Here is a 21478-nt window from a genome sequence, read left to right as displayed (position 1 = left end):
AAGTCCGTTACCAAGACTCCGATTACTGGAGCAGGCTGAGAACCGAGCTGCTGCTCTGGTTTGCCTGAGCCAGCATGGACTGAGCGGCCTGCATGAGAACGTTGTTCTTCGTGTATTCCGTCATCTCTTTTGCCATGTTGGCATCGCGGATCGTGGACTCGGAGCTCTGGACGTTCTCGGAAGCCGTCGTCAAATTAGCGCTCGTGTACTCGAGGCGGGACTCGATCGAACCGATCGTCGTCTGCTGGTCGAGAGCTTTCTGTACTGCATTGTCGAGAACGTTGATCGCTGCATTCGCCTGAGCCTGCGTACCGATCTGGATGTTTGCACCCGAGGAGCTCTGGAGGCCAAGAGCCTCAGCACGCATATCCGTCAGGCCAACTTTGATGCTCTGGTTGGCTTTCGTGCCGACCTGGAGAACCATGCTGTTGTCCGTGGACTTGTTCTGTGCGCGGACAGACTCGGAGAAGTTGTCGAGGACAGCGTTGGCGGATTTCTGGACAGCGCCCTTCGTGTTTGTTACGGAAATCGTGATGCCAGAAATCTGGTTGGCAACGCCCGTGCCGCCGGCAGAAATCGTCAGAGCCTGCTTCTGATCAGCCGTAGCGACCGTATCACCGGCAACGTCCTTGCCGATGTAGGAGCCGGTGCCAATCGTCGTGCTGAAAGCTTTCGAGCTCTGGTTGTTTGCCTTCGTGATGAGCTCAGACAGGTTGTTCGTAGCGCTGACGGAAGTCGTGTAGGTCTTGCCCTCTTTTACGAAGGAAATCGTAACTTTGTCCATCGAGTTGATGTTCAGGCTGTTGCCGTTACGATCTTTCATTTCGCAGAACTTCGTGGTACCGGTCGTGTCAGTAGCCAGGCTTTCGTTGGTCATAGCCGTCGTCGTAGCCTTGACTTCGCTGTTGTGCGAACCATCTACGAGCAGTTTGCCGTTGTACGTTACGTTAGCGTTGTCGTTGATCTGGTCGATGCTCTGGTCGAGCTCTTTCTGGATCGTAGCGCGGTCGCTGTCCGTGTTCGTATCGTTGGCTGCGCTGATGACTTTCTCTTTGAGAGTCTTGAGGATGTCAACCGTGGAGCTTACTGCACCCTCGGCAACTTTCATCATGCTGCTGCCATTCTGCGTGTTGCTGTTCGCCTGATCGAGGCCGCGGATCTGAACGCGCATGCGCTCGGAGATCGCATAGCCCGAAGCGTCATCAGCAGCACCGTTGATCTTCATGCCCGAAGAAACTTTCTGCAGGCTCTTAGAAAGTGCCGAAGCGTTCTTGTTCAGCGTGTTCAGCGTAGAAATGGCCGACATGTTGTTTTTTACTACCATACCCATGATAAAATTCCTCCCTGATAAAACAGTTTGATTATTTGGCAACGGACATCCATGCCCGTTATTCCCTTGTCACGGCGCCCCGGGTGTCACCCGTTTTTTTGCGGCGCCATGCCGACGGATGCCGAAGCATCCGGATTATAACAGCAGGCTGAGAGCGCTGCCGGCGGCTGCTAGCTGACCGCCGGCGGTTTCTTCCGCCCGCTTATTACCTTTTGTTCTGTCTTACACTTTTATTATCGCAGAATCCGGAAAATAATTAAGCCTTTTTTGATTAAAAATACATTAAATATGTCTTAATACTTCCGGTTCAGGATATTTCCCACCGGGTCGAAGGGCTGCAGGTCATACGCATGCACCGTGGCGTTCTGCCGCCGGGATTTATTGAGCCATGCCTTCGCCTTGTAGATCAGCTGCATGTCGATGGGACGGATCTTTTTCACCAGCTCCTGACATGCCTCGGTCTTGCGGTAAAACTCGGTTTCGGGCAGAGCCTTCATGCGGTCGGTCAGGACATTGCGCTGGCGCACCAGCTCCAGAAATTCGTCAATGTCCTGCCTGCCGATGAACTTCAGCAGCTCCTGACTGAGCATCGCGTATTGCTCCCAGTACTGTTTCGCCTGTTCCATAGGCGCCTTGTCCGATTCAGCCGACATAGCTGTCCCCCTGCACGTTCTTCGTGCCCTTTTCCTGACGCGCCTTCTTCATGGCCTGAGCCCAGGCGTCGCGAAGCTCCTTGATGATATCGATCGCTTCCTGAATCATAGCCGGATCGCTCTTGATATTGCCCTCGACCAGACGGTCATAGGTGTAATTATAAAGCGGAAGGAGCTGTTTGCTGATCTCATAATCCATATTCAGGGTGATCCGGAACTCCGAGATGATGTTCTGCGCTTTCTGCAGGACATTGTTCGCCTGCTCCCACTGCTTCTGCTCGATGGCTTCCTTGCCTTCGTTCATGAATTTCAGGCAGCCATTGTAGAGCATGAGCGTCAGCGCTTCCGGCGTCGCCGTCATGATCTGCTGGCGCTTGTACGCCTCAGCTGCATTGTTTACCATAATATGCCTCCCTCAGAAACGCCGCGGGATCAGCTGCTGCTGCCCGTGATGTAGCTCATCTGCATCGTGAGCTGCTGAATAGCCGTTTCCATTGCATCGTATTTGCTGTAAAGCTTGGTCTCGTAAGCATCCATCATCGTCTTAAAGTCCGACATCCTGGTCTGCAGCTCAAGGATCAGATCGCCGAGCGTACTGCCGTCCGATGCCGACGACGAAGTACCTGCATACGACTTCATCGTTTTCATGCTCTCATTGACCTTATCGGTAATGCGGTTGATTACGCCTTCCTTGTTGTAGTCCGTATAGGACTCGCCCTTGGAATTGACCGCATCGCCCGACGATGCAAAAATCTGATAGACGCAGTCCGGGTCGGCAGCCAGCGCCTTCTTGAGCTTATCTTCATCCAGACGCAGGTGTCCACGGTCGGTCGAGGATTCGATACCAATCGCCATCATGCTGTTATAATTGCTGTCAACGGAATCCACCGGCGTGTAGATCGCTTCGCGCATCGCGCTGCGAATCTTGCCGATCTGGCTGTCATGGTAGAGCAGACCGGATTTCGCTTTTTCATTCCACTTGGTAACCTGATCGGCCGTCATCGCATTTTCCTGCGACTTCGTCAATACATCGTAATCGCTGTAACGCGTCTCGCTGTACTTCGAGTTGAGCTCATCGAGCATCTTGTTGTAATCCTCGACAAACTTCTTGACGTTCTCGACGATCTTATCCGTATCCTGCGATACGGACACCGTCGCCGAACCAACCGCGCTGACATTATACGTGACGTTAGCAACATTGATCTTGCTGCTCGTCGTCGCATAGTCCTTGCCGTCGATCGTAACCGAACCATTCGTACCCTTTACCGTCAGCGTATCGGTAGTGGTGCCGGCAGTAAGACCAGCATTGAACATCGTGTTGAGGAATGCACGCGAGGACGTTGCCTCATCAGTCGTATCCATCGCACCAACCGTCAGCGTGACGTTCTTATTGCTGTCCGCATTTGCCAGCGTCAGTTTGCCATCATTGGACAGCGAAGCCGTGATATTAAGGCCGGAGCCATTGATGTCCTTGATAAGATCACCGAGTGTCTTCGACGAAGCCTGACTGGCCGTATAGACAAGCGTCTTACTGTTCGACCCATCGTTGATCGTAAAGGACAGGCCATTTGCCGCCGCGCTGCTCTCGATATCGCTAAGCTTCGTATCTTTCGTATAGGCCGCGGTATTGATACTGGTCATACTTCCTTTCGCGGCCTTCGAACTTACACCATCCGAACTCTCAGAAAGCTTCGCCAGCGACGTCATCGAGTCGCCGTCGACCTTGGCCAGATTGAGATTGTTGAGCAGCGCGCGCGCTGCATCGTCAGCCTTAGCATTCGTCGTCACGCCGTCTTTTTCTTCGGCAGCTGTGCGATTCTTGACCGACAGGACAATCTGATTGTCGACGCCGCCGTCTTTCTGATAGATGCTGAACGCATCGTTCGTCGAATCATAGGTGGCCGTCATATTGACACCGGCATTCTTGATCTTCGAAGCCAGATCATTGAGCGTCTGATTGCTGTCAAACAGCTCCGCATAGGTGAACGAAATCGTGGTGGTCGTCGTATTCTTATCGTTCGGGTCACCATTGCTAATATCAAAGGACACCGCAACTTCATTGCGAATCTTATCCTTATCTTCTTCGGTAGCCGCTGCTCCTATAGCCGCTTTATACTCGGATTCCGATTTTTCCGTCGTCCCGGCAAGGATATCCTTGATATACATGCTGCTGCCGGCACTCGCATTATTGCGCGTGACGGCACTCTCTGACTGCACATACGCATTGCTCGCTACCGAGTTGACCTTGACCGTGTGGCTCATAGTGGCCGCGTCAGAATTCGCCGTGGCCGAGACTACGGACGAGTTCGTACTGGCTGCCGACATCGGATTCGTCGTGTACGACATCTTGTACGTGGACATCGTCGAGGTCTTGAAGGTATTCAAATCCGAATAGATGTTTGCGTATGCTTCCTTCAGCCACTCGTTTTTGACCTCTTTTTTATACATCTTATCGTACTGATTCTGCTTCGTCAGCATGCCGACCTTGACCATGGAGTCAACGTCGATGCCGGAGCCTGACAGTCCGTAGATTCCGGATGTGCTCATCGTTTATCCCTCCTTACGCGTTCTTGTCCAGGAATGCGCCGAGCCAGTCCTTGGCTTTAATCATGTGCTTAATCATGTCCTCCGGCGGTACTTCCTTGAGGACTTCGCCGGTTTTCTTGTCCAGCATCTTGACCGACATCGTGTCGATTTCCTTGTGATACTGGAATTCCAGGTTGCAGTTGATGCGGCTCATGAGTTCGTTGAGCTCCTGCGTCATATAGCTGACCGACCGCTCATCCATCGTCTGCGGATCGCCGTCGCGTTTTTCCTTGTCATCCTTCTTCTGCCCGGCGTTTTCCGCGCCGCCGCTCTGCTGAATGGTCTGCGTGTCCGCGGCCGCGTTCGTCTCGTCCGCCGCCGTGCCACTGGCCGCAGCGGTGCGGGTTTCCGAAGACGAGTTCGATGAAGCAGCCTGATCAGGCGCCCCGATAACGATGGCGGAGGCCATCAGATCCTGGACTTTTCCTAACATGATTATCCCTCCATAGATACTGGTTGCGTTTTCCCTAACATGATTCCGGACAAGGCGGCTATCCTTTCCGCCTTGCCCTGCCTGAACGTCAGGCGGATTTATTTCGTCGGCAGGGCCGCGCTGAGGTCCAAATCCTTTGGAGCCGGAGCGGCCGCCCGCTGATTTTCTTCCTGAATGGCGCGGTAGATCTCACCGCGGTAAATCTTGACGTCTCTCGGCGCTTCAATGGCGATGCGCACATTGTCGCCCTGAACCTCGACGACGTTGATGACGATGTCGTCGCCGATCATGATCTGCTGGTGCGGTTTGCGGGTAAGTACGAGCATTATTTGTCCTCCTTCTTTTCCGGAAACAATCTATGCTTCGTCGTGTACCGGCTCTTGTCCAGTACCAGCTGAACGGCCTGCATATTCTGCGCATTGATAAGAACCGGGGCCATGAGGTTCGCCGTCATGTCCTGTACTCTGCCGCCCGGTATCGTCAGCAGGGTGTAGACCAGCATGTCCTCCTGCTTTGTAATGCCGAGACGGGCCTGCGTCTCATCATCGATTTCGAACTCGTAGTCCGGGAAGAATACGAACGGCATCGTCATGAGGAACGCCAGATCCGGCGTGTTCAGAGATTGAAGAAAGACATAGGGGCTTTCCTCGTCATAGGGAATGATCAGGAACTCGTGCTCCTCGTCAAAAGCAGGAATGCCATGTTCAAAATGGACAATCTTGTCTTCTTCGACTTCGATTTCGCCGAACCGCAGAGTGTTGACTTTTTTCATTCGTTACGCCTCCAAGTCCGCATGATCCTGTCATGCGTAAATATCGTATTTGCCCTCGGTCACCCATCGTCTGACATCCGGCTTCTGCTTCAGATAGGTTTCTACCTGTCCCGGCGTAAAATGTGTCACGGCGAATGCCTCCGTATCGATGTGCTCCGTGACATCCCCGGGATCGACCTGTCCTTCCGCTTTCACTGGCGTGAAGTGGATGACGGGTGCGGGAATATGCGAGGCGACAAGAATGCGCTGTCTGCTGATTTCCTGCGACAGCTTCTGATCGTAGCGGTCTTCCACGGGATTTTGCCCGGGCCTGCCCCCGTTGTCGATATTGTCCCAGGCCTCCTGCGTCCAGCGCGAGGTGGTCTGCTGAAGATCACGGTATCCCTGCTGTCCGTACTGCTTCGCAAAATCCGTATGGTTTGTAAAGCCGTATGCATGGCGACTGGGATACTGGTCAATCTCCACAGAGGGCTGTGTCCAGTGCGCATGGGAGCGCGCCTGCCGGTTTTCGGTATGAAGTTTCGCCGGAGTCGAATGGGCTTCCAGCTTTCCAAGCCGCGTATGCATGCCGATGATCGGCTGTGTAATACGCATATTCAGCCGCAGCATAGATTTTCATCCTTTCCCTAGGAAATCCTGCTAATCCGTTAACGTTCTTATTATACTATGTTTCGGGCCGGCGCGCCATGGATAACTTTGCCGTGCAGCGCCCGCAAGGCCTGCCGTCAGGAAGCCCCCTCAGCCGGTCAGCTCAGGTAATCGGCCAGCGACTGCGGCAGGATCCTCGCCCCAAGCGACAGGCTCATGTTGTAGATGGTCTGCGCTTCCATGAGCTGAACCGCGAGCTTGGCGACATCGGTCGAGCTGACATCGGTAATGTCGCTTGTGATGAGCTCATTCTGATTGCCCAGCATGGTCTTGACCGAGGTATAAAGCTGCTGACGGGCGCCGAGCTTCGTCTCCGTGTTGACCGTCGTGGCATGCGCCGTATCCGAGATCGTCTGTCCGTCCGAGGACAGCCACTCATTGTCTGCGGCATCGACCTTGGCCTGAACCGTCAGCATCTGGTTCAGCATCGCCGAGCCGGACGCCTTGTTGCCCGAGCTGGCATCATCGAAAATATCCGTGCCGAAAAGTTCCTGTCCGGTGACATTGACCGTATCGGCGACCGGCTCCGTCGTGCCGTTTTTCTTGACCATCGATACGCCCTTGTCGTCGCCGTGATAGGTGACGATCTGCTGCTTGACCGTATCGAACTTGAACTTGACCGTCTTGCCGTCGACCGTAGCCGTCAGTTTCGCATTGCCGTAGGCTTCATTTTTCGACGCGTCGATAATCTCGCCCGTGTTTTTGAAATAATTGGATACCTTTTCCGTGCCGTCCGCAAAGGAAGCAATCTTCCCAACGGAATCCGTCGCCGGCTTCACCACGGCGCTGGAATCCTGCGTCAGCCTGTCCTTGTAGCCGCTTTCGACAAACTCCTTGGTGTAAAGCTGGCCGTCCTTGGTATTGAGGTAATACGTGTTGCCGTCGTCTCCGGTCAGCGTGAGCATCTGACGCAGGCTGGCGGTTGTATTCGTGCCGGAATCGCCGCTGAAAAACGCTGCCTGATTGTCGTCGAGCGTTTTGGCCAGCCCGCGTTCCACTTTATCGGTCGACATCGAAAACGGTTTGGTCAGGTCGGTCTGACCACCGAATACATAGCTGTCGCCCTGCATGGTGTTGCCGAGCGAAACGAGCTCCTGAATCTCCGCCATCATTTCCTTGCCGATGGCGGCCATGTCGCTGATGTTGTTTGTATCGTTGGCCGCAGAAACGGTCTTTTCCTTGAAGGTCTGCTGGATGTCGGTCATGCTGACCATGGCCGAATCCGAGGTCTTCATCCAGGAGATCGCCGTATTCACATTATTCTGGTACTGCGTGTTCTCATTGTCGGAGACCTGATAGCGCAGGTATTTGGTATAAGCGACGGAATCGTCCGAGGGACGGTGCAGCTTGCTGCCGTCGCCCTGTTCCATGAGCTTGGATTTCCGGTTGTTCGCTTCGTTGAGCTGCTGCTGATAGCCATAGACCATCTGATTGCTGCTTACGCGAATGGACATGTTTTTTCACCTCATTGTTTCAGAACTTACCGGCCGACCATGCCGGTGCTGTTGACGAGCTTGTCGAGCATCTCGTCCATGGTCGTCAGGCAGCGTGAGCAGGCGCTGTACCCCTGCTGGAATTTGATCATGTTCGTCAGCTCCTCGTTCCAGTCCACGCCGGACGTCGAGGAGCGCCAGTTCGTGATCTGCGTGATGAGATCATCCTGCGCATCCGCCTTGTTGTCCACGGACTGCGAATCGCTGCCGAGCTTCGACATGACCGCATTGTAATAGGCATTGAGCGAGTCGGCGTCGGTCGAACGCGCCGAGGTGGAAACCGTAGTCGTCGTACCCGCGTTCGTCACGGTGATCTGCGCCGTGTTGTATTTCTGCGCCTCCGAGCCGCTCATGTTGAACAGCGCAGCCAGATTGACGGCGTTTGTGCCGTCCTTCGTGCCGTTCGGAGCCACACTATACGTAGATTCAAGCGCTCCGGTGCCGGACGTATCCTGATTGACGGAAAACGTGCGGGCCGCGACGAGATCCTGCCCGCCGGTCGCCGAAATCTGCGCGTTGACCGTCATGGCATTGATGATGTTGATCCCCTTGAGCGAGGCCGAAGCCGCCGTATCGACTGTGCCGGTGATGTTGACCGTCGGCGTATCCGACGCGGAGGTCACCTTGCCGATGGAGCGCTGTGTCGTGCCGGCCGTAAATACCGTCGTTTTTACGCAGTGGTCGTCCGCGTCCCATTCATAGACCGTATTGTCGTCGCCGTAAAAGTTCATCCCATAGGCCGGGCCGGTATAATCCGTGCCGTCCGCCTTAACGCGGGTGCCGTCCGCCTTTGTCGTATAGCTGCCGATATCGGCATCCGTCCCGTTGATGCCCGCGCCCTGCTGGTGCATGTTGTTGAAGGTCGTGAGCATAAAGCCGGCCATATCCGCGACCTTGTCGATATACGCCTTATCCTCGGCGATGGTGTCCTGCTGGGCTTTGAGCGTGCCGTTCTGCGGGATAAACGTGATGCCCGATTCCTTGATGTTGATCGTGTAGTCGTTGATGCCGTAATCCGGGTTCTCGATGGCATCGGACATCTCAAGAGTCAGCCGGTTGACGCCGCCGACCATGGTGATGCCGTTGGAAACCACGGAATACATGCCTTTGCTGTCCTCATAGACATTGACATTCATATATTTGGACAGCTCGTCGACCAAAAGATCCCGCTGGTCGCGCAGATCGTTGGCCGATCCGCCCGTCGCCTCCAGCGACATGATGCTCTTGTTGAGCTGCACGATCTGCTCTGTCGCGTCGTTTACCTTGCCGACAGTCAGCCTCATGTCGTCGTACTGCGAGTTGATCTGATCCTGCATCTGCTGCGATACGGTCTTGAGCTTGTCCGCAAAGACGTTTCCCTTTTCAATGACCGCCACGCGGCTGCTGGCCGTCGACGCATTGGAGGAAAGATCCTGCCACGCCTTGTAGAACTCCTCCATGGCGTTCAGCACGCCGGTGCTGTCCGAATCGTCAAAGATGGCCTCCACCTTGTCATAATTGGTCTGCGTCGTCTTGTAATACTGCTGGGTCGAAGTCTCGCTCCAATACTGCTTGTCCGCGTAGACGTTGCGCGCGCGCTCGATCGACGTGGAGTCCACGCCGGTGCCGACCAGCACGTCGCCGTAAAGCGACGCGACGCTCTGCGCCTTGGTCGCCGCCAGATTGACGCTCTGACGGCTGTACCCGTCCGTCGAGGCATTCGTTATATTATGCCCGACCGTGTCCAGAGAAAGCTGGTTGGAGAAAATGCCCCGGACCATCGTATTCAGGCCTGCAAATGTTGAACGCATAGTATCACCTTTTCTGTCTCTTTCTTCCTGCCGCCCGGCTCAGATATTCGCATCGAACATCCGGATGCCGCGGCGTCCCTCCGCTTCGGAGGTTCCCGGCGGCGTGTACGTGTCGCTGGCCGCCGTACGCGTCATCACATTGATATGGAAATCCATAAAATCCTTGCTGCGCCGCAGAAGGGACTGCGCCGAAGCCAGCTCCTTCTTCATGCTCTGCTCCTGTTCCTGCACTTTATGCAGCAGCCGCATGACCGCATCCCGGTCCTCAGTATTCGGCATGCCTGCTGCATAGGCAGTCATACGCGGTTTTCCGCTTTTCTGCAGAAATCCCTCGCGGAGCTTTTCCAGCTGGCCGAGTCTGGACAGAACCGGCTCCAGCGCCTGCACGGAGGCAGTCACTTCCGTTCCGTCCGTGTTTTCCTGCAGCGCTTTCTTGACGGCAGCCAGACGCTCCAGACATTCTTCGCTCAGCAGGAGCTGTGCCCGCAGCAGCCGGATCGCGTCATTCATCCTTCATCCACCTCCGGATTTTCCTCCCGTCCGACAGCGCGTCAGGCGTCAAACTCAAAATTCCTATGATGCGACACCACTTCGCCCTCTTTGCCGTAGGCCGGTTCGACCGATGCGCCGCCGAGGCGGTTCAGATGCCAGGCCACGGCCTGCATCGCGCCCTTCACGAGAACGGCATTGTTTTCGCCGAGCTCTTTCACCTTCGCCGTATTCTCCGACAGTTCCCGAAAGAGCTGGTCAAGGACTCGGCGCACCGTTCCTTCGGGCGCCAGTTTCAGCAGATCCTGCAGCTTCGTATCCGTATGGATGGAGCGGTTCTCCGCGGCAAGATCGGTCAGGACCTGCCGGCGGCGCCGTTCCAGCTCCCCGATGCGCCGTGTCAGCGGTTCCTCCTGCTGAAGCAGCTCCTCAAGGGCCTTCATATCCACGGCAACCAGCGCCCGGCGCTTTTTCTCCCCGATTTCGGCGAGCTGCCGGTAAACCTTATTGAGTTCATTCAATGCCGCTGCCAATTCCTGCCACATGTTCGCTTCTCCTTCTCTCTCAGTAGCGCGCATCCAGCAGGCTTCCTGCCAGCTTGTCCGCATCCTGATCATACGAGCCGTCGGCGATCTGCCGGCTCAGCGTCTCGACCTTTTCACTGCGGACCTCCGGCATGTTCCGAAGCTCCTGCAGCATGCTGCTGAAGCGCTTTGCCTCATGAGAAAACACGACCTCGTCGCCCTTTCCGCTCTCCTGCGCCGCTCCAGCGCGGGCCGACGGTCTGGCGCTGCTGACCTGATAGGCTCCGCTCACCGCCTGAATGTTGTTGTTGATATACATCGTCTTTCACCACCTGACTGGACTCCATCGAAACAAAGGATTCCAACCGGAACCCTTTACATCCTCTGGTTACTCTATCGAAAAAAAAAGCAAGAGACTTAACTCCTGCTTTTTCGCCGTTTTCAGCGGTTATTGCCATTTTCCTCTTTTTTTCGGCAGTTCTCTATCATTTCCATCTTTGATGACTTCCATCATCTTTTTCGAATACATGCCGCGTCCGCGCGCTTTGCGCTCCGCCTGCCTCGATGCCGTGATGGCCGCGGACTGTCTCTGCAGATCCATGCGCATCGCCTCCATGCAGGAGCGGCAGAGCTTGCCGGTCATGATGGGCGCGCCGCATTTCTCGCAGGGATAAGTCATTTTGACCCCGACTTCGATGAAGCGGCCTTCCCGGATCATCTTCTTGAGCATCTTCTCCGGGGCGCCGGTCGCCTCGCAGATGTCCGGCACCTTGGATTTCGGATGGTCGCGGACATACTCGATGACCTCATGTTCCTTGCGCTCGATCTTGTCGTAGCAGTCCATGCAGACATGAAGCCCGGTATCTGAAAACAATCTGCCGCACATCGGGCAGTTCTTGATTTTTCCTGTCATAAATCTCACTCCTTACCGCGGGCGCATTCCCGCTTTGCGTATGAGGAAAAGATTCGCTCCGCCGCTGCCGTTTTCCTGCCTGCCGGTCCCATGATCTGCCGGATTACCAGATTTTCCCGAACATGAACCAGGTGCGGCCCTTTGCCCTGGCTGCCGCCGAGAGGTTCGGGTCGCTGCCGATGCGGCGGGCGTAATCGAGGCGGGCGAACCAGTCATCGGGACGGTTGTAGGCCAGACCGAGGCCCCAGCCCTTGAGCGTCTCGCCGCTCGACGGGACGCCGCGGCCCATGCCCAGACTGTCCATGCCGCCGTCGTTGCGGTACCGGATATGTCCGGCGTCAAAGAAGGTGCTTGCCACCAGCCCCGTCACATGGGTATAATAGCGCGCCTCCACCGTCGCAAGGATGCCCTCGTCGCCGGAACCTTCGCCCTGCGGATAGGCGCGCACGCCGGACGAGCCGCCGAGGTACATTTCCTCCGAGCCGTCCAGATTATGGCTGGCGATCTGTCCCGACGCCTTGAAGAGGACATCGGCGCGGTTTCCGAGACGCTGAACGGCGGAGACATTGATCTCGCCCTTGGTAAAGCGTCCGCCCGTCTTTCCGCCCATCTTCGTATCCATCAGCTGCGCATGAGCCGAATCCATGACCATCGTGCCGGTCGTCGCCTTGGCCTCATAGTTCAGCAGCAGCCCGTCCTCCCGCATAAAGCCGGTGACGCCCGCGTGGACGCTGTGCGAATGTTTCTGGCTGTCCATCCCCTGATAGCTGGTCAGATCATCATCCAGATCGCGGTAGTCATAGCCGTAGCGGAAGGTCATGCCGCTGTCCGCATAATGGTAAAGCGGACGGCTGCCGAACAGGCTGACCGTATCGGCCACGCCGTTGGCTCCCAAGCTGCGGAGCCTGCCGCCGACCTTGTAATCCATGCGGCTGTAGCCAAAGCCGAGCGTCGTACCGCCGTGCCCGACGAGCGCTTCATAGTTCGCGTAGTAGTTGTGCATGTGTGCGTTGGAAATCAGCGTTCCCGCGCTGATCTTGCCGCCGCTGCCGCCGACGTCGTAGAGATTTTCCTGCAGGCCGTAGCGGTAGCGCCCGGAATTCTGACTGCCGTAGTTCTCCACATACAGGACGGTATTGCTGCCCTTTCCCTTCTCGATGCGCACCGTGAGATCGCTTGTACCGAACTCCCTGCCGGGACTCAGCACACCGACGGCGCGCGTGCCGCTGACATCCGAAATGCCGTACAGCGCGGATTCCAGATCATGCGTGCGGATGATCTGGCCGGATTTCAGCCCGTTCACAAAACCGCGCGCCGTCTTTTCCTTCATATTGCTCTGATTGTCAAAACGAACCTCGCCGTAGCGTCCCGGTATGACCTTGATAACGATCATGCCGTCCCGGCTCTCCTGCGCGGGGACATAGGCCGCGGCAGCCGGATAGCCGTTGCGGCGGCAGTAGGCGGTCAGCTGGTTCAGCGTCTCGTTGAGCTTCGCCATCGTCTTTTTCTCGCCCATGCCGTCCTGCAGGATGCGCGTGAGCTCCGCCTTGTCCAGATACAGTTCGGGCGCTTCGAGACGGAAATTCGTGATCGTAAACGAGACCGGGGGCTGCGCCGCTTCGCCTTCCGGCTTCTGCGGCTGCACCTCAGCCTGCGCCTGCGGCAGGCTGGAGGCCACGTCCTCTCCCGGATGGGAAAGGGACGAGGCCGCCAGCGCCGTCCCGCTCATGCTCCCGAGCAGGAGGAGCGCCGCTCCTGCTGCGGCTTGACAGGTCCAATCGTATTTCATTGCTATCCTTCCCTTTCTCAGACGGTACTGCGAATCTCTGCACTGGCCTCGCGTTCATGCGCTGCCGGCGTCACCGGCAGGATTTCCAGATTGACGACCTGGCCCTGATTCTCCACCCGCACCGAAGCGGCATTGGCAACATCGGCATGCTCAAGGTTGATAACGCTGCCGCGGCTGATGCCGATCCGGCCGATCGTCTGGTTGCGGGTTTCCCCGGAATCCGGCCCGTAGACTCCCGTCACGCCGATCGGCTCCGTGCCCATGACACGGCCCTGTCCGTCGCGGTACTCCAGCGCCGCATCGGGCCGCCCTTCAAAGTGGTTCCGGTGATCCAAAGAGGACTGCCGGTAGGACGTATCGTCCGGCCGGAACTGCGTCTTCGGGTTGACCGTATCGTGATACTCGCGGCCCGGGTCGATAAGGCTGACCGTAAAGGCCTCCTCATTGGCTGGATTCTGACTAAATGTATAGTTCTGGCCGAAGTTTCCGGCCGTGCGGTCCTGATACCAGCCGTAGACGGCATAGACGCCCGGCGCCGAAGTCGTGACCTCCGGCATCGTGCGGAACGCAAAGCTGCCGGCGAGATCTTCCTCGCCCGAAGCCAGTCCGTTCACCTGTCCGCCAAAGACCGGCAGTGGCTCGCCGGCGCGAACCGTGATCGGCTCGGCGACGATATCCAGCGCCCGGCGGCGGATTGTCCCGCTGCCGCGAAGCTCCGGACGCTCCAGCTCATAATTGGGATTGTCCAGCGTCAGCGTATACGTGACCGAATGGGACAGCAGCGTATCGTCCGCTTCACTGGCCGCCGCATCCTTTCCATCATACTCGGCGCGGACGCCGACCGCCAGCCCGTCCTTGGCGAGGATGGACGCAGACGTATCGTCGATGCGGACGTTGGACGCGTCGGCGTAGACCGTCCCGTCATAAGTCTTCGTGATATCCTGCGTCTTTTCCAGCCAGGCATTGACCTTGCGCGGCGTGATGATGTTGTTGCTTTCGCTTTCCCATGTCCTGCCGAGCAGCTCCGACGCATAAGCATCGCTGAGCTGATAGTTGCCCAGATTCTTGTTCAGCGATTTCAGCGTGACATTCAGCTTATGGCTGTCGCCCGCATCCTTATTGTCATATGCCGCGGTATTCACGGTATAGGACAGCTCGATCGGCGACGTCTCATACTGACCGTTTACGGTCAGGCGCAGCACCTTGTCGGCCCCAACGGGAAGCGATGTATCCGCGTCATACTCCTTGGCGACCGGCGTCCAGTACGCCACAGCGCCCTGCGTGACGGCCAGCGGACGAATTCTCCCCTTGCCCTTCGCCTCATCGAAATAAACCGTATCGGCGATGGTATAGTTGCGGGCGACAATACTGCCGCCGTCCACCATGGACTGCAGAGCGTCCTGCAGCCCTTCATAGTAAACGCCTTTGTCCTGCACGTTGCCATTCGCGTCCCGGCTGACGTTGGCATCGGCAACAAACTGATCCGTCGCCGGATCCCAAGTGCCGTAGCGACCGTGAATCTTGCTCAGCGCATTGCCGTCAAAGGCCAGCACTTCGTTGTTGACGCCCGTCAGCGTCGGCGCGATGTCCTGCACGGCATCACGGGTATCATAGTCCTTTTCCCGCCGGGCAAAATCAATGGACAGTACGGCCTTATTGATCGTACCTTTCCCGATCAGAGAAGAAATCTCCCCATCCTCAGAATCGGCCTTCCCGAGATTCGACAAGTCGTGAATCTCATAGTTTCCGGCCGTGTCCCCGCTTAGGCTCACGGTGTAGCGGACGTCCTTATCCGTTCCGGCATTCGGATCCGTATACTGCGCGTCGGGCGCGGCAAGCGTCACGCCGTCCTTTTCCGTGCAGAGATCGCCTTCGCGCAGCGTCACCTTGCCCGCGACATCCTGCGCGACGTTCATCCTGCCGTCATAGGGCTTGACGATGTCCGCATCCGCGGGATCGTCTGTCAGCGACGCGTAGACCTTGCGGCGGGCGATCGAGCCCGTCGTTGTCTGCGCCTTAAAGTTGCCCTCGCGATCGACGACGCCGTGTGCTTCCAGATCGCTGTAATCATAGTTATCGCCGTTCAGATACATCATGAACGTGACGGTCTTATTCTCGCCGTGATCGCGCGTATCGTACTCCGCCGACTTCATGTCGACGACGATATCCTGCTTATTCGTCCCGTTGAGCGTGACGTAGTGATCGTTGAGGAAACCGCGCAGCGCCTCGCTGCTCGTATCGCCGTTATAGCTTACCGTCGTCGTCGCATCGTATACCTTGCCGACTTTCCCGAAGCTGAACGTGACATTGTCGCCCGTCAGCTTAAACTTGTTCATCGTTCCGGCCCCGGTCATCGTCCGCGCCGTGCTGTCGCCGGCGCTGACGGCAAGCGCCGCCCCTTTGGTATCGACCAGCATATAGTTGTCCGCATCGCCGCCCGTGAGCTTCAGACCATCATAAATGACAGACGATGAAGCGGACGCATTGACGGTTTTGACATTCGGATCGATATAATTCGCCGTATAGCCATTGTCCAGCGAAACGGAATCCGTCCCCCATGCAGGGGCCAGATGCGGATGAACCAGACCATGATCGATGTTTGTCGTCCCGTCATAATCGCGGTTGACCGGATTAAAGGAAAGCGCCAGCCCATACTTGTTGATGGTGTTGTTCGCCGTCGAAAGCGAGCCGATTTCCCGCCGGTCCGCCTTGTCCTTATCGGCCAGATTGTAAATGGCATAGTTCTTGGCATGCGCAGCATCGATCGCAACGGTATAGTCCACCGTTTTGCCTGTACCGGCATTCGCGTCGCGATACTGTCCGGTGCTGATATTTTGGGCACCGTCGTCCTTCGCCATCCAGTCCCCTCCGTCGCGGCCGGTGAGCTGGATAACGCCGTCTCCCGTCTTCTTCGTCCCCGTCGCCGTATCGCCTGACCAGGAAGGATTGCCCGTGCGCAGCTCCGTCGTCCCGTCATACGTCTTGACCCATTCCGGGCTGACGGCGGCGGCATAGACCGTCCGTCTGGTGATCTCGCCGTTTGTCGTGGTCGACGTCAGCTCCGGCACCGTCCCGTCAATTTTGAAATTGGCCAGCGCCTCCGGCTTGACTTCTACCTTGTACGTTACCTGCTTGCCCTTGCCCGCATCCTTGCCCGTGCTTTGCGCATAGGACGCGGACGTGATCTTATAGGCGTAATCAAGATTCGGCAAGCCGGCAGCGGACATATCCACATAATGATGAATGACCGCATCCGCCTTGGAAGCATCGTAGCCGTTATCGTATTCCTTCGTGACGCTGTCCACGGTAAACTTAAACTGATCCGCCTTGATGGACAGAGGCGTAATCGTGCCTTTGCCGTACTGCGTATCGCTGACCGCGTCGAGATTATAGTTTTTCGCCAGATCGCCGAAGCGGTTTTTCAGCGCGGACGATACGCCCGTATAGCGGACCGCATTGACCGTTTTCACATTGGCATCTGCCTGAAACGCATCGCCGTCCCGTCTGCCGTACTCGCTGACGCCATAAAAGGGCGAAGAATCCAGCGCCGTGCTGATGCCGTCCCGCCTCAGCACCTGATTGCCCGCGGTGCCGTCGCCGATGGCCGCCTGGATTACGGACGGGCCGTCTGCACTCTTATCATCCTGCTGTACCAGCTCATCGCCATCGTAAATCTTTTTCAGCGGGTCAAATGCAATGGTAATATCCCGCTTTTTGATCGTGCCGCCGCCATAGACCGGATTCTCCGAAAAGACATAGTTCGTCGGATCAAAATCCGCCGTGCCGTCGCCGGCAATCTGCAGCGTATAGCGGACGAGCTGATCGCCCGAGCCGGCGTCCTTTGATACATAGGCCGCCGTACTGGCATTTTTCGTGCCGTCGCCCGCGACGAGTCCAGTCAGCGTGACGAGCTGATCGCCCGTCAGCACCGTTCCGACCGCATCCGTCACATCGGTTGTCGCATCATATGTCTTGGTCAGGTTGTCCGACCGGAGCGATGCCGTCAGCGTCCGCGGCGTGATCACGCCGGCAGAGTCGAACGTCTTGACGAGCTTTCCGTCCGTCAGCGCCGAATCGGCGATCTCATAGTTGCCGTTTCCGCGGTCAAGATTCAGCTTATAGGTGACATCCTGCGCCGCCTGTCCTTTGCTGTTCTTCGTCGCATAGTCGGCGGAATCCACCCGATAATCAAAATACACCTTCGTCGCCCCGACCGTGGCATAGAGCTTGTCCACGTACGAGTCCGCCGTCACCGTATCATGAGCGACATGGCTGTTCCCATCGTAAACCTTCGTGATCAAAGTACCCGTCTTCCGGTCGAGCGTCAGCTGATCGGCACGGTCGATGAGCAGCGGATTGATGGTGCCTTTGCCGTACTGCTTATCCGCGCCGTCAAATGTATAGTTATGCGCCTTTGCCCCGGTAAAGGCCGAGCGGACACCGGTATATTCCACATCCTTCTTCGCGACCTGATTCGATGTGTCGCGGCATACGTCAGCGCTGTAGGAAAAGTCCGCGCCATTGCGAAGCCCGTAGCGCCCTTTCAGCGCCGCGGCATTTACGACCTCTCCGACATCATCCCCCGCGGCAAGGCCGTCAAGGCCCGCGACCGTGATCCGATCCGTGATCTGCTCCCCCTTGACCGCGTCCGACGCGTCATACGTCTTGGACACATCGCCAAAGGCAATCCCTTTGAGGGCGCGCGGCGTAATGAGGCCGTTCGCGCTCTCAAACGTGATCTTCGTCCCCTCAGTCGAAGGATTCACCGCCCATACCAAGGTATAGTTGGCCGAATCGGCGCCCGACGCATCCGTCACTTTAGCGGTATACGAAACCTTCTTGTTCTGCAATGCGCCGCTTAAATTGTTGACCTCCTGCGCCCCTTCGCCGTTCGTCGCCAGATACTTCCCGCTCAGAACGATCTGATTGTTGTCGCCGTCGATCAGCTGATGTGCCGCGTCTTTGGCGTACGATACATATCCGTCTGACAGCGAGAACGTATCCTTGCCGTTTACCAAGGCCGTATCCGTGCCATCATAGTCCTTCGAAAGCACCTTGTCCGTCGCTTTCAGCCATACGGTGCGCGGCGTAATCGCGCCCTCACCGATGACGTCCACAGTCCCGCCGTCCGCCAGCGTCTGGCCGCCAATCTGATAATTGGACGCATCACTGCCCGAAATGCTGACGGTATAAAGCACGCCCTTCGCGTCAGCCACGTTGGCGGTCTTCTCTTTCGTCGAGCCATCGGAAGCCTTGATAAAGGCCGCCGAATCCGCCGTAAAGGTCAGGGAATCCTGCGCCATATTGTCCGATCGGACGATATGCCCCGTCGGCTCCGTGTAGCTGGAAGAAGCGCTGTACTCGCGCTTCGCCTCCTGCTTCTGACCATCGAGATACCAGGAAAACCCCGTGGACGCAAGCTCTTTGGGTGTAATCTTGCCCGCCGTATACATCGTGCCGCCTGAGGTAGTATTGATCCCGCCGGTCAGTCCCGCAACGGCCAGTGCATAGATGGGATTCCCGTCTGCATCGACAAGCCGGTAATTGGCCGCATCGTCTCCGGATAAAGTCAGGCCGGTATACCGGACGGAATGTTTGCCGGCATTTTTATTCTCCTGATCCCCCGCGGATGAGCGGTCCACATACGTCCCCGCTGCATTTCCCGTAAGACCGAGCGAAACCTTCTCCTGCTTACCGGTCGTCCCGTCTGTGACCAGATCGGATTCGGTCAGCTGGAACAAATCGGCGTTCATCGCGTCCTTGATCGCTGCATTGCCGTCGTATTCCTTGTTGACGCCATTCGAATCCTTCAAGCCGACATGGAGATCGCGCTGGGTGATGATACCCTTGACCGTTGCCGGGTTTGTGTCCGAACCGATTGTCAAAGACGTCTGGGAAAGCTTGTAGTTGGCATAGCCGGTATCGGCCTGCTTCGGCGCATTCAGCGAAAGCCCGCCCTTGATCCTCACGATACGTCCTGCGCCAACGTCTTTCTTATCATAGGACGCCGTAAGGCCGGTCGTATCCAGCGAAGCGGTATTATCCCCCGGGATAAGGCCGTCGGAGGATGAGCCGGCAAACAGCGAAGCAACCGCCTCTTTCGTTACCTTCGTCGTGCCGTCATACTGCTTGGACATCGTCTTGTCCGTAAAAGTATTCGTGACATTGACCTGACGCTGGCGGATGGCGACATTGCCGCCCACGAGATCAAAACCATCCTGCCCGTCATAGTAGTAAGCAACGCCAACGCTTGTATCGCTGTCCGTATTGGCATTATGCAGCTTGACGCCTTTTTCCACTGTACTGATGTCCACATTGCTGCCGATCGCGACATGATCCAACACCACATCTTTGGCATTATAGACAACAGAAAGATCTTTCCCATCATTGCTGCCGGATTCTGTTCCGTGCGTATAGTCGTAGTCTACCGTCGCCACGCCCTTGAGCATAGACGTCAGCACCGGTGTCGACTGCCCTTCATAAATGCGCCACGTCGGCCGCGTCACATTGCCGTCGGCATCAATCTTGACACCGCCGGTATTGGAAATATCATTGCCCCATGACGAAAAATCCGACAAATGTTTTCCCGTAAGGGTAGCGTTCAAAATAACAACGTTATTGGTTGTTATGCCCTCGCCATCACCAACTTGACCAGAAGAAGTATAGCTATCCTCAATTTTTATTTTGGCCTGATTGTCCGCTAATGCCAAGTAGATTAATCCACTTTCATCGGTCAACGTTCCAATATTATAGCAATGCGATACAACATTTTCATCTGCCGTGCCACTATTGACCTGACCGATTAAAGCTCCTCCTTTAAAGGCCCCGCCGTCTTTCCCCTTATTATTGCTGAAGCTGTACTTAATCTTTACTTTATCTGCCTGACCGATTAAGCCTCCAGTAAGAAGACTTTTTCCTCCAAAAATCACATTTCCACTGCTATATACACCATTTAACTCCGAATTTCCAGCCGTCGAAGCAATCGCACCTATAGCAGTTTTCGCTGATGTCGTTATGGTCGAGTTTACTACACCTACATTATCGATACGGGCATTATTCAGGCTGCGGAAAAGGCCGTAATCATTCGTAATCCCCGAAACAGTATACCCCATACCGTCGAACTTACCGGAAAACGTGCCATTAAAGCTAGAGCCATCGGTCAGATTCTGCGTCAGCATATAGTTTCCGGAGGACGTCACCTTACTCATGCTGTCAATCAGCCGATAATAAACCGGCTTATTTTCCGTGCCCGAAAGCGTCTTTCCCGTATAGCCCGCATCGCTGCCCGTTTTATTTCCAACATGGATATAGCCGTTGGCGCGCAGCGTGACCGACGAAGAGGGCGCAGTTCCCCCTGCGTTCTTCACCTTCGACGAATCAAGGAAGCGGATATTCTGCCCCTCGACGACCACCTGATCGGCCTGTACCGTGCCGAGATTGACCACATCCGTGGCCATACTCTTACTCGGATCGCCGAGCACAGCCGCCAGATTCTGACTGCCCGCCGCCTGTTTGGCGACCTCTTCGCTGACATAGCGCGTCGAGGCATAGAAATTCCCCACATCGACCACGGCATCCTTGCCGATGATGATGCCGTTCGGATTGACCAGATAGACGTCCTTGCCGCCCTGAATCTTCCCCTGAATATTGGACGTATTGGCTCCGGTTACGATATTGAGATAGTTATTCGTCTTGGCCCCGCCGTCGAACTGGACCGTCTCATTCTTCCCGACCGAGAAGTCCTGCCATGTGATCACGTTATTCTTCGTCGTACTCGTAATATTCAGCGGCTTATCGATATTCGCGCCGCCAGCCACCACCTGACCGCCGGTCGGCGCGCCAAACGCCGTCGGCACGATGCTGAACATGCCGGCGGTCAAGGTGATGCCGATCTGTATCGCCAAACGTTCCTTGTTGTTATCTCGTCTCATCATTGTCATTCCGCTCCCTCGGTGACACCATGCCGCGTTCCGCCGAACGGAACGCCGCGCCGTGATACGGATTTGCCTCAAATCCATATCATGAAAATAACGATCTGGAATAAGAAAAAGCCCTCCG

Annotated in this window: 16 protein-coding genes; all 16 read right to left on the bottom strand. The window is 56.3% G+C overall.

All coding sequences use genetic code 11. From position 1 onward, the window contains the following. Window positions 1–22 precede the first annotated feature (22 nt). The 16 genes from FYJ78_RS07400 to FYJ78_RS07325 all read right to left on the bottom strand — a co-directional run bounded on the left by FYJ78_RS07400 (window position 23) and on the right by FYJ78_RS07325 (window position 21354). Window positions 23–1330 (bottom strand): flagellin N-terminal helical domain-containing protein, encoded by a 1308-nt coding sequence (locus tag FYJ78_RS07400; RefSeq protein WP_154620773.1) that lies wholly within the window; start codon window positions 1328–1330, stop codon window positions 23–25. Window positions 1331–1623: 293 nt separating this feature from the next. Beyond that, window positions 1624–1983 (bottom strand): flagellar protein FliT, encoded by a 360-nt coding sequence (locus tag FYJ78_RS07395; protein ID WP_154620772.1) that lies wholly within the window; start codon window positions 1981–1983, stop codon window positions 1624–1626. Next, window positions 1973–2386 carry a flagellar export chaperone FliS gene (fliS, locus tag FYJ78_RS07390; RefSeq protein WP_154620771.1) on the bottom strand — a complete coding sequence of 138 codons (414 nt, stop codon included), beginning with the start codon at window positions 2384–2386 and terminating at the stop codon, window positions 1973–1975. The genes FYJ78_RS07395 and fliS overlap by 11 nt, the downstream gene beginning before the upstream one ends. Window positions 2387–2415: 29 nt before the next feature. After that, on the bottom strand, window positions 2416–4530 hold the full coding sequence (fliD, locus tag FYJ78_RS07385; RefSeq protein WP_154620770.1) for a flagellar filament capping protein FliD: 2115 nt from the start codon (window positions 4528–4530) through the stop codon (window positions 2416–2418). Between the two features lie 13 nt (window positions 4531–4543). Beyond that, on the bottom strand, window positions 4544–5002 hold the full coding sequence (locus FYJ78_RS07380; RefSeq protein WP_235899929.1) for a flagellar protein FlaG: 459 nt from the start codon (window positions 5000–5002) through the stop codon (window positions 4544–4546). Window positions 5003–5100: 98 nt separating this feature from the next. Then, complete coding sequence (gene csrA / locus FYJ78_RS07375; protein WP_154620769.1) at window positions 5101–5328, bottom strand: carbon storage regulator CsrA; 228 nt, start codon at window positions 5326–5328, stop codon at window positions 5101–5103. Then, entirely contained in the window at window positions 5328–5774 is a 447-nt protein-coding gene (fliW, locus tag FYJ78_RS07370) for a flagellar assembly protein FliW (RefSeq protein ID WP_154620768.1), read from the bottom strand. Before fliW ends, csrA begins: the two co-directional genes overlap by 1 nt. A 30-nt stretch (window positions 5775–5804) precedes the next feature. Next, a complete protein-coding gene (locus FYJ78_RS07365; RefSeq protein ID WP_235899928.1) occupies window positions 5805–6383 on the bottom strand; it encodes a DUF6470 family protein in 579 nt (192 codons plus the stop codon). Window positions 6384–6520: 137 nt separating this feature from the next. Then, window positions 6521–7876, bottom strand: a complete 1356-nt coding sequence (locus FYJ78_RS07360; RefSeq protein WP_154620767.1) for a flagellin N-terminal helical domain-containing protein — start codon at window positions 7874–7876, stop codon at window positions 6521–6523. A 26-nt stretch (window positions 7877–7902) separates the two neighbouring features. Beyond that, the gene (flgK, locus tag FYJ78_RS07355; protein ID WP_154620766.1) at window positions 7903–9705 is read right to left on the bottom strand and encodes a flagellar hook-associated protein FlgK; all 1803 of its coding nucleotides are present in this window, start codon (window positions 9703–9705) and stop codon (window positions 7903–7905) included. Between the two features lie 39 nt (window positions 9706–9744). Continuing rightward, window positions 9745–10215, bottom strand: a complete 471-nt coding sequence (gene flgN, locus FYJ78_RS07350) for a flagellar export chaperone FlgN (protein WP_154620765.1) — start codon at window positions 10213–10215, stop codon at window positions 9745–9747. Window positions 10216–10256: 41 nt separating this feature from the next. Beyond that, window positions 10257–10739 (bottom strand): flagellar protein FlgN, encoded by a 483-nt coding sequence (locus FYJ78_RS07345; protein ID WP_195847907.1) that lies wholly within the window; start codon window positions 10737–10739, stop codon window positions 10257–10259. Between the two features lie 19 nt (window positions 10740–10758). Further along, window positions 10759–11037, bottom strand: a complete 279-nt coding sequence (gene flgM / locus FYJ78_RS07340) for a flagellar biosynthesis anti-sigma factor FlgM (RefSeq protein ID WP_154620763.1) — start codon at window positions 11035–11037, stop codon at window positions 10759–10761. A 129-nt stretch (window positions 11038–11166) separates the two neighbouring features. Continuing rightward, window positions 11167–11631, bottom strand: a complete 465-nt coding sequence (locus FYJ78_RS07335) for a flagellar protein (RefSeq protein ID WP_195847906.1) — start codon at window positions 11629–11631, stop codon at window positions 11167–11169. Between the two features lie 103 nt (window positions 11632–11734). Further along, window positions 11735–13420, bottom strand: a complete 1686-nt coding sequence (locus FYJ78_RS07330) for a ShlB/FhaC/HecB family hemolysin secretion/activation protein (RefSeq protein WP_195847905.1) — start codon at window positions 13418–13420, stop codon at window positions 11735–11737. A 17-nt stretch (window positions 13421–13437) separates the two neighbouring features. After that, entirely contained in the window at window positions 13438–21354 is a 7917-nt protein-coding gene (locus FYJ78_RS07325; RefSeq protein WP_195847904.1) for a YDG domain-containing protein, read from the bottom strand. Window positions 21355–21478 lie beyond the last annotated feature (124 nt).

Source organism: Wylensekiella montiformis, assembly GCF_009697385.1.
Classification (GTDB): domain Bacteria; phylum Bacillota; class Negativicutes; order Selenomonadales; family Selenomonadaceae; genus Selenomonas_A; species Selenomonas_A montiformis.
Note: the sequence above shows the minus strand (reverse complement) of the source record. Positions and strands in the feature narration are given on the sequence as shown.

Bases quoted from the DNA above. Each gene is read 5' to 3' on its own strand.
- FYJ78_RS07325 (WP_195847904.1), bottom strand. From the start codon at position 21,354: ATGATGAGACGAGATAACAACAAGGAACGTTTGGCGATACAGATCGGC.
- FYJ78_RS07330 (WP_195847905.1), bottom strand. From the start codon at position 13,420: ATGAAATACGATTGGACCTGTCAAGCCGCAGCAGGAGCGGCGCTCCTC.
- FYJ78_RS07380 (WP_235899929.1), bottom strand. From the start codon at position 5,002: ATGTTAGGAAAAGTCCAGGATCTGATGGCCTCCGCCATCGTTATCGGG.
- fliD (WP_154620770.1), bottom strand. From the start codon at position 4,530: ATGAGCACATCCGGAATCTACGGACTGTCAGGCTCCGGCATCGACGTT.
- flgM (WP_154620763.1), bottom strand. From the start codon at position 11,037: ATGTATATCAACAACAACATTCAGGCGGTGAGCGGAGCCTATCAGGTC.
- FYJ78_RS07395 (WP_154620772.1), bottom strand. From the start codon at position 1,983: ATGTCGGCTGAATCGGACAAGGCGCCTATGGAACAGGCGAAACAGTAC.
- csrA (WP_154620769.1), bottom strand. From the start codon at position 5,328: ATGCTCGTACTTACCCGCAAACCGCACCAGCAGATCATGATCGGCGAC.
- FYJ78_RS07400 (WP_154620773.1), bottom strand. From the start codon at position 1,330: ATGGGTATGGTAGTAAAAAACAACATGTCGGCCATTTCTACGCTGAAC.
- FYJ78_RS07365 (WP_235899928.1), bottom strand. From the start codon at position 6,383: ATGCTGCGGCTGAATATGCGTATTACACAGCCGATCATCGGCATGCAT.
- FYJ78_RS07335 (WP_195847906.1), bottom strand. From the start codon at position 11,631: ATGACAGGAAAAATCAAGAACTGCCCGATGTGCGGCAGATTGTTTTCA.
- flgK (WP_154620766.1), bottom strand. From the start codon at position 9,705: ATGCGTTCAACATTTGCAGGCCTGAATACGATGGTCCGGGGCATTTTC.
- FYJ78_RS07345 (WP_195847907.1), bottom strand. From the start codon at position 10,739: ATGTGGCAGGAATTGGCAGCGGCATTGAATGAACTCAATAAGGTTTAC.
- fliW (WP_154620768.1), bottom strand. From the start codon at position 5,774: ATGAAAAAAGTCAACACTCTGCGGTTCGGCGAAATCGAAGTCGAAGAA.
- FYJ78_RS07360 (WP_154620767.1), bottom strand. From the start codon at position 7,876: ATGTCCATTCGCGTAAGCAGCAATCAGATGGTCTATGGCTATCAGCAG.
- flgN (WP_154620765.1), bottom strand. From the start codon at position 10,215: ATGAATGACGCGATCCGGCTGCTGCGGGCACAGCTCCTGCTGAGCGAA.
- fliS (WP_154620771.1), bottom strand. From the start codon at position 2,386: ATGGTAAACAATGCAGCTGAGGCGTACAAGCGCCAGCAGATCATGACG.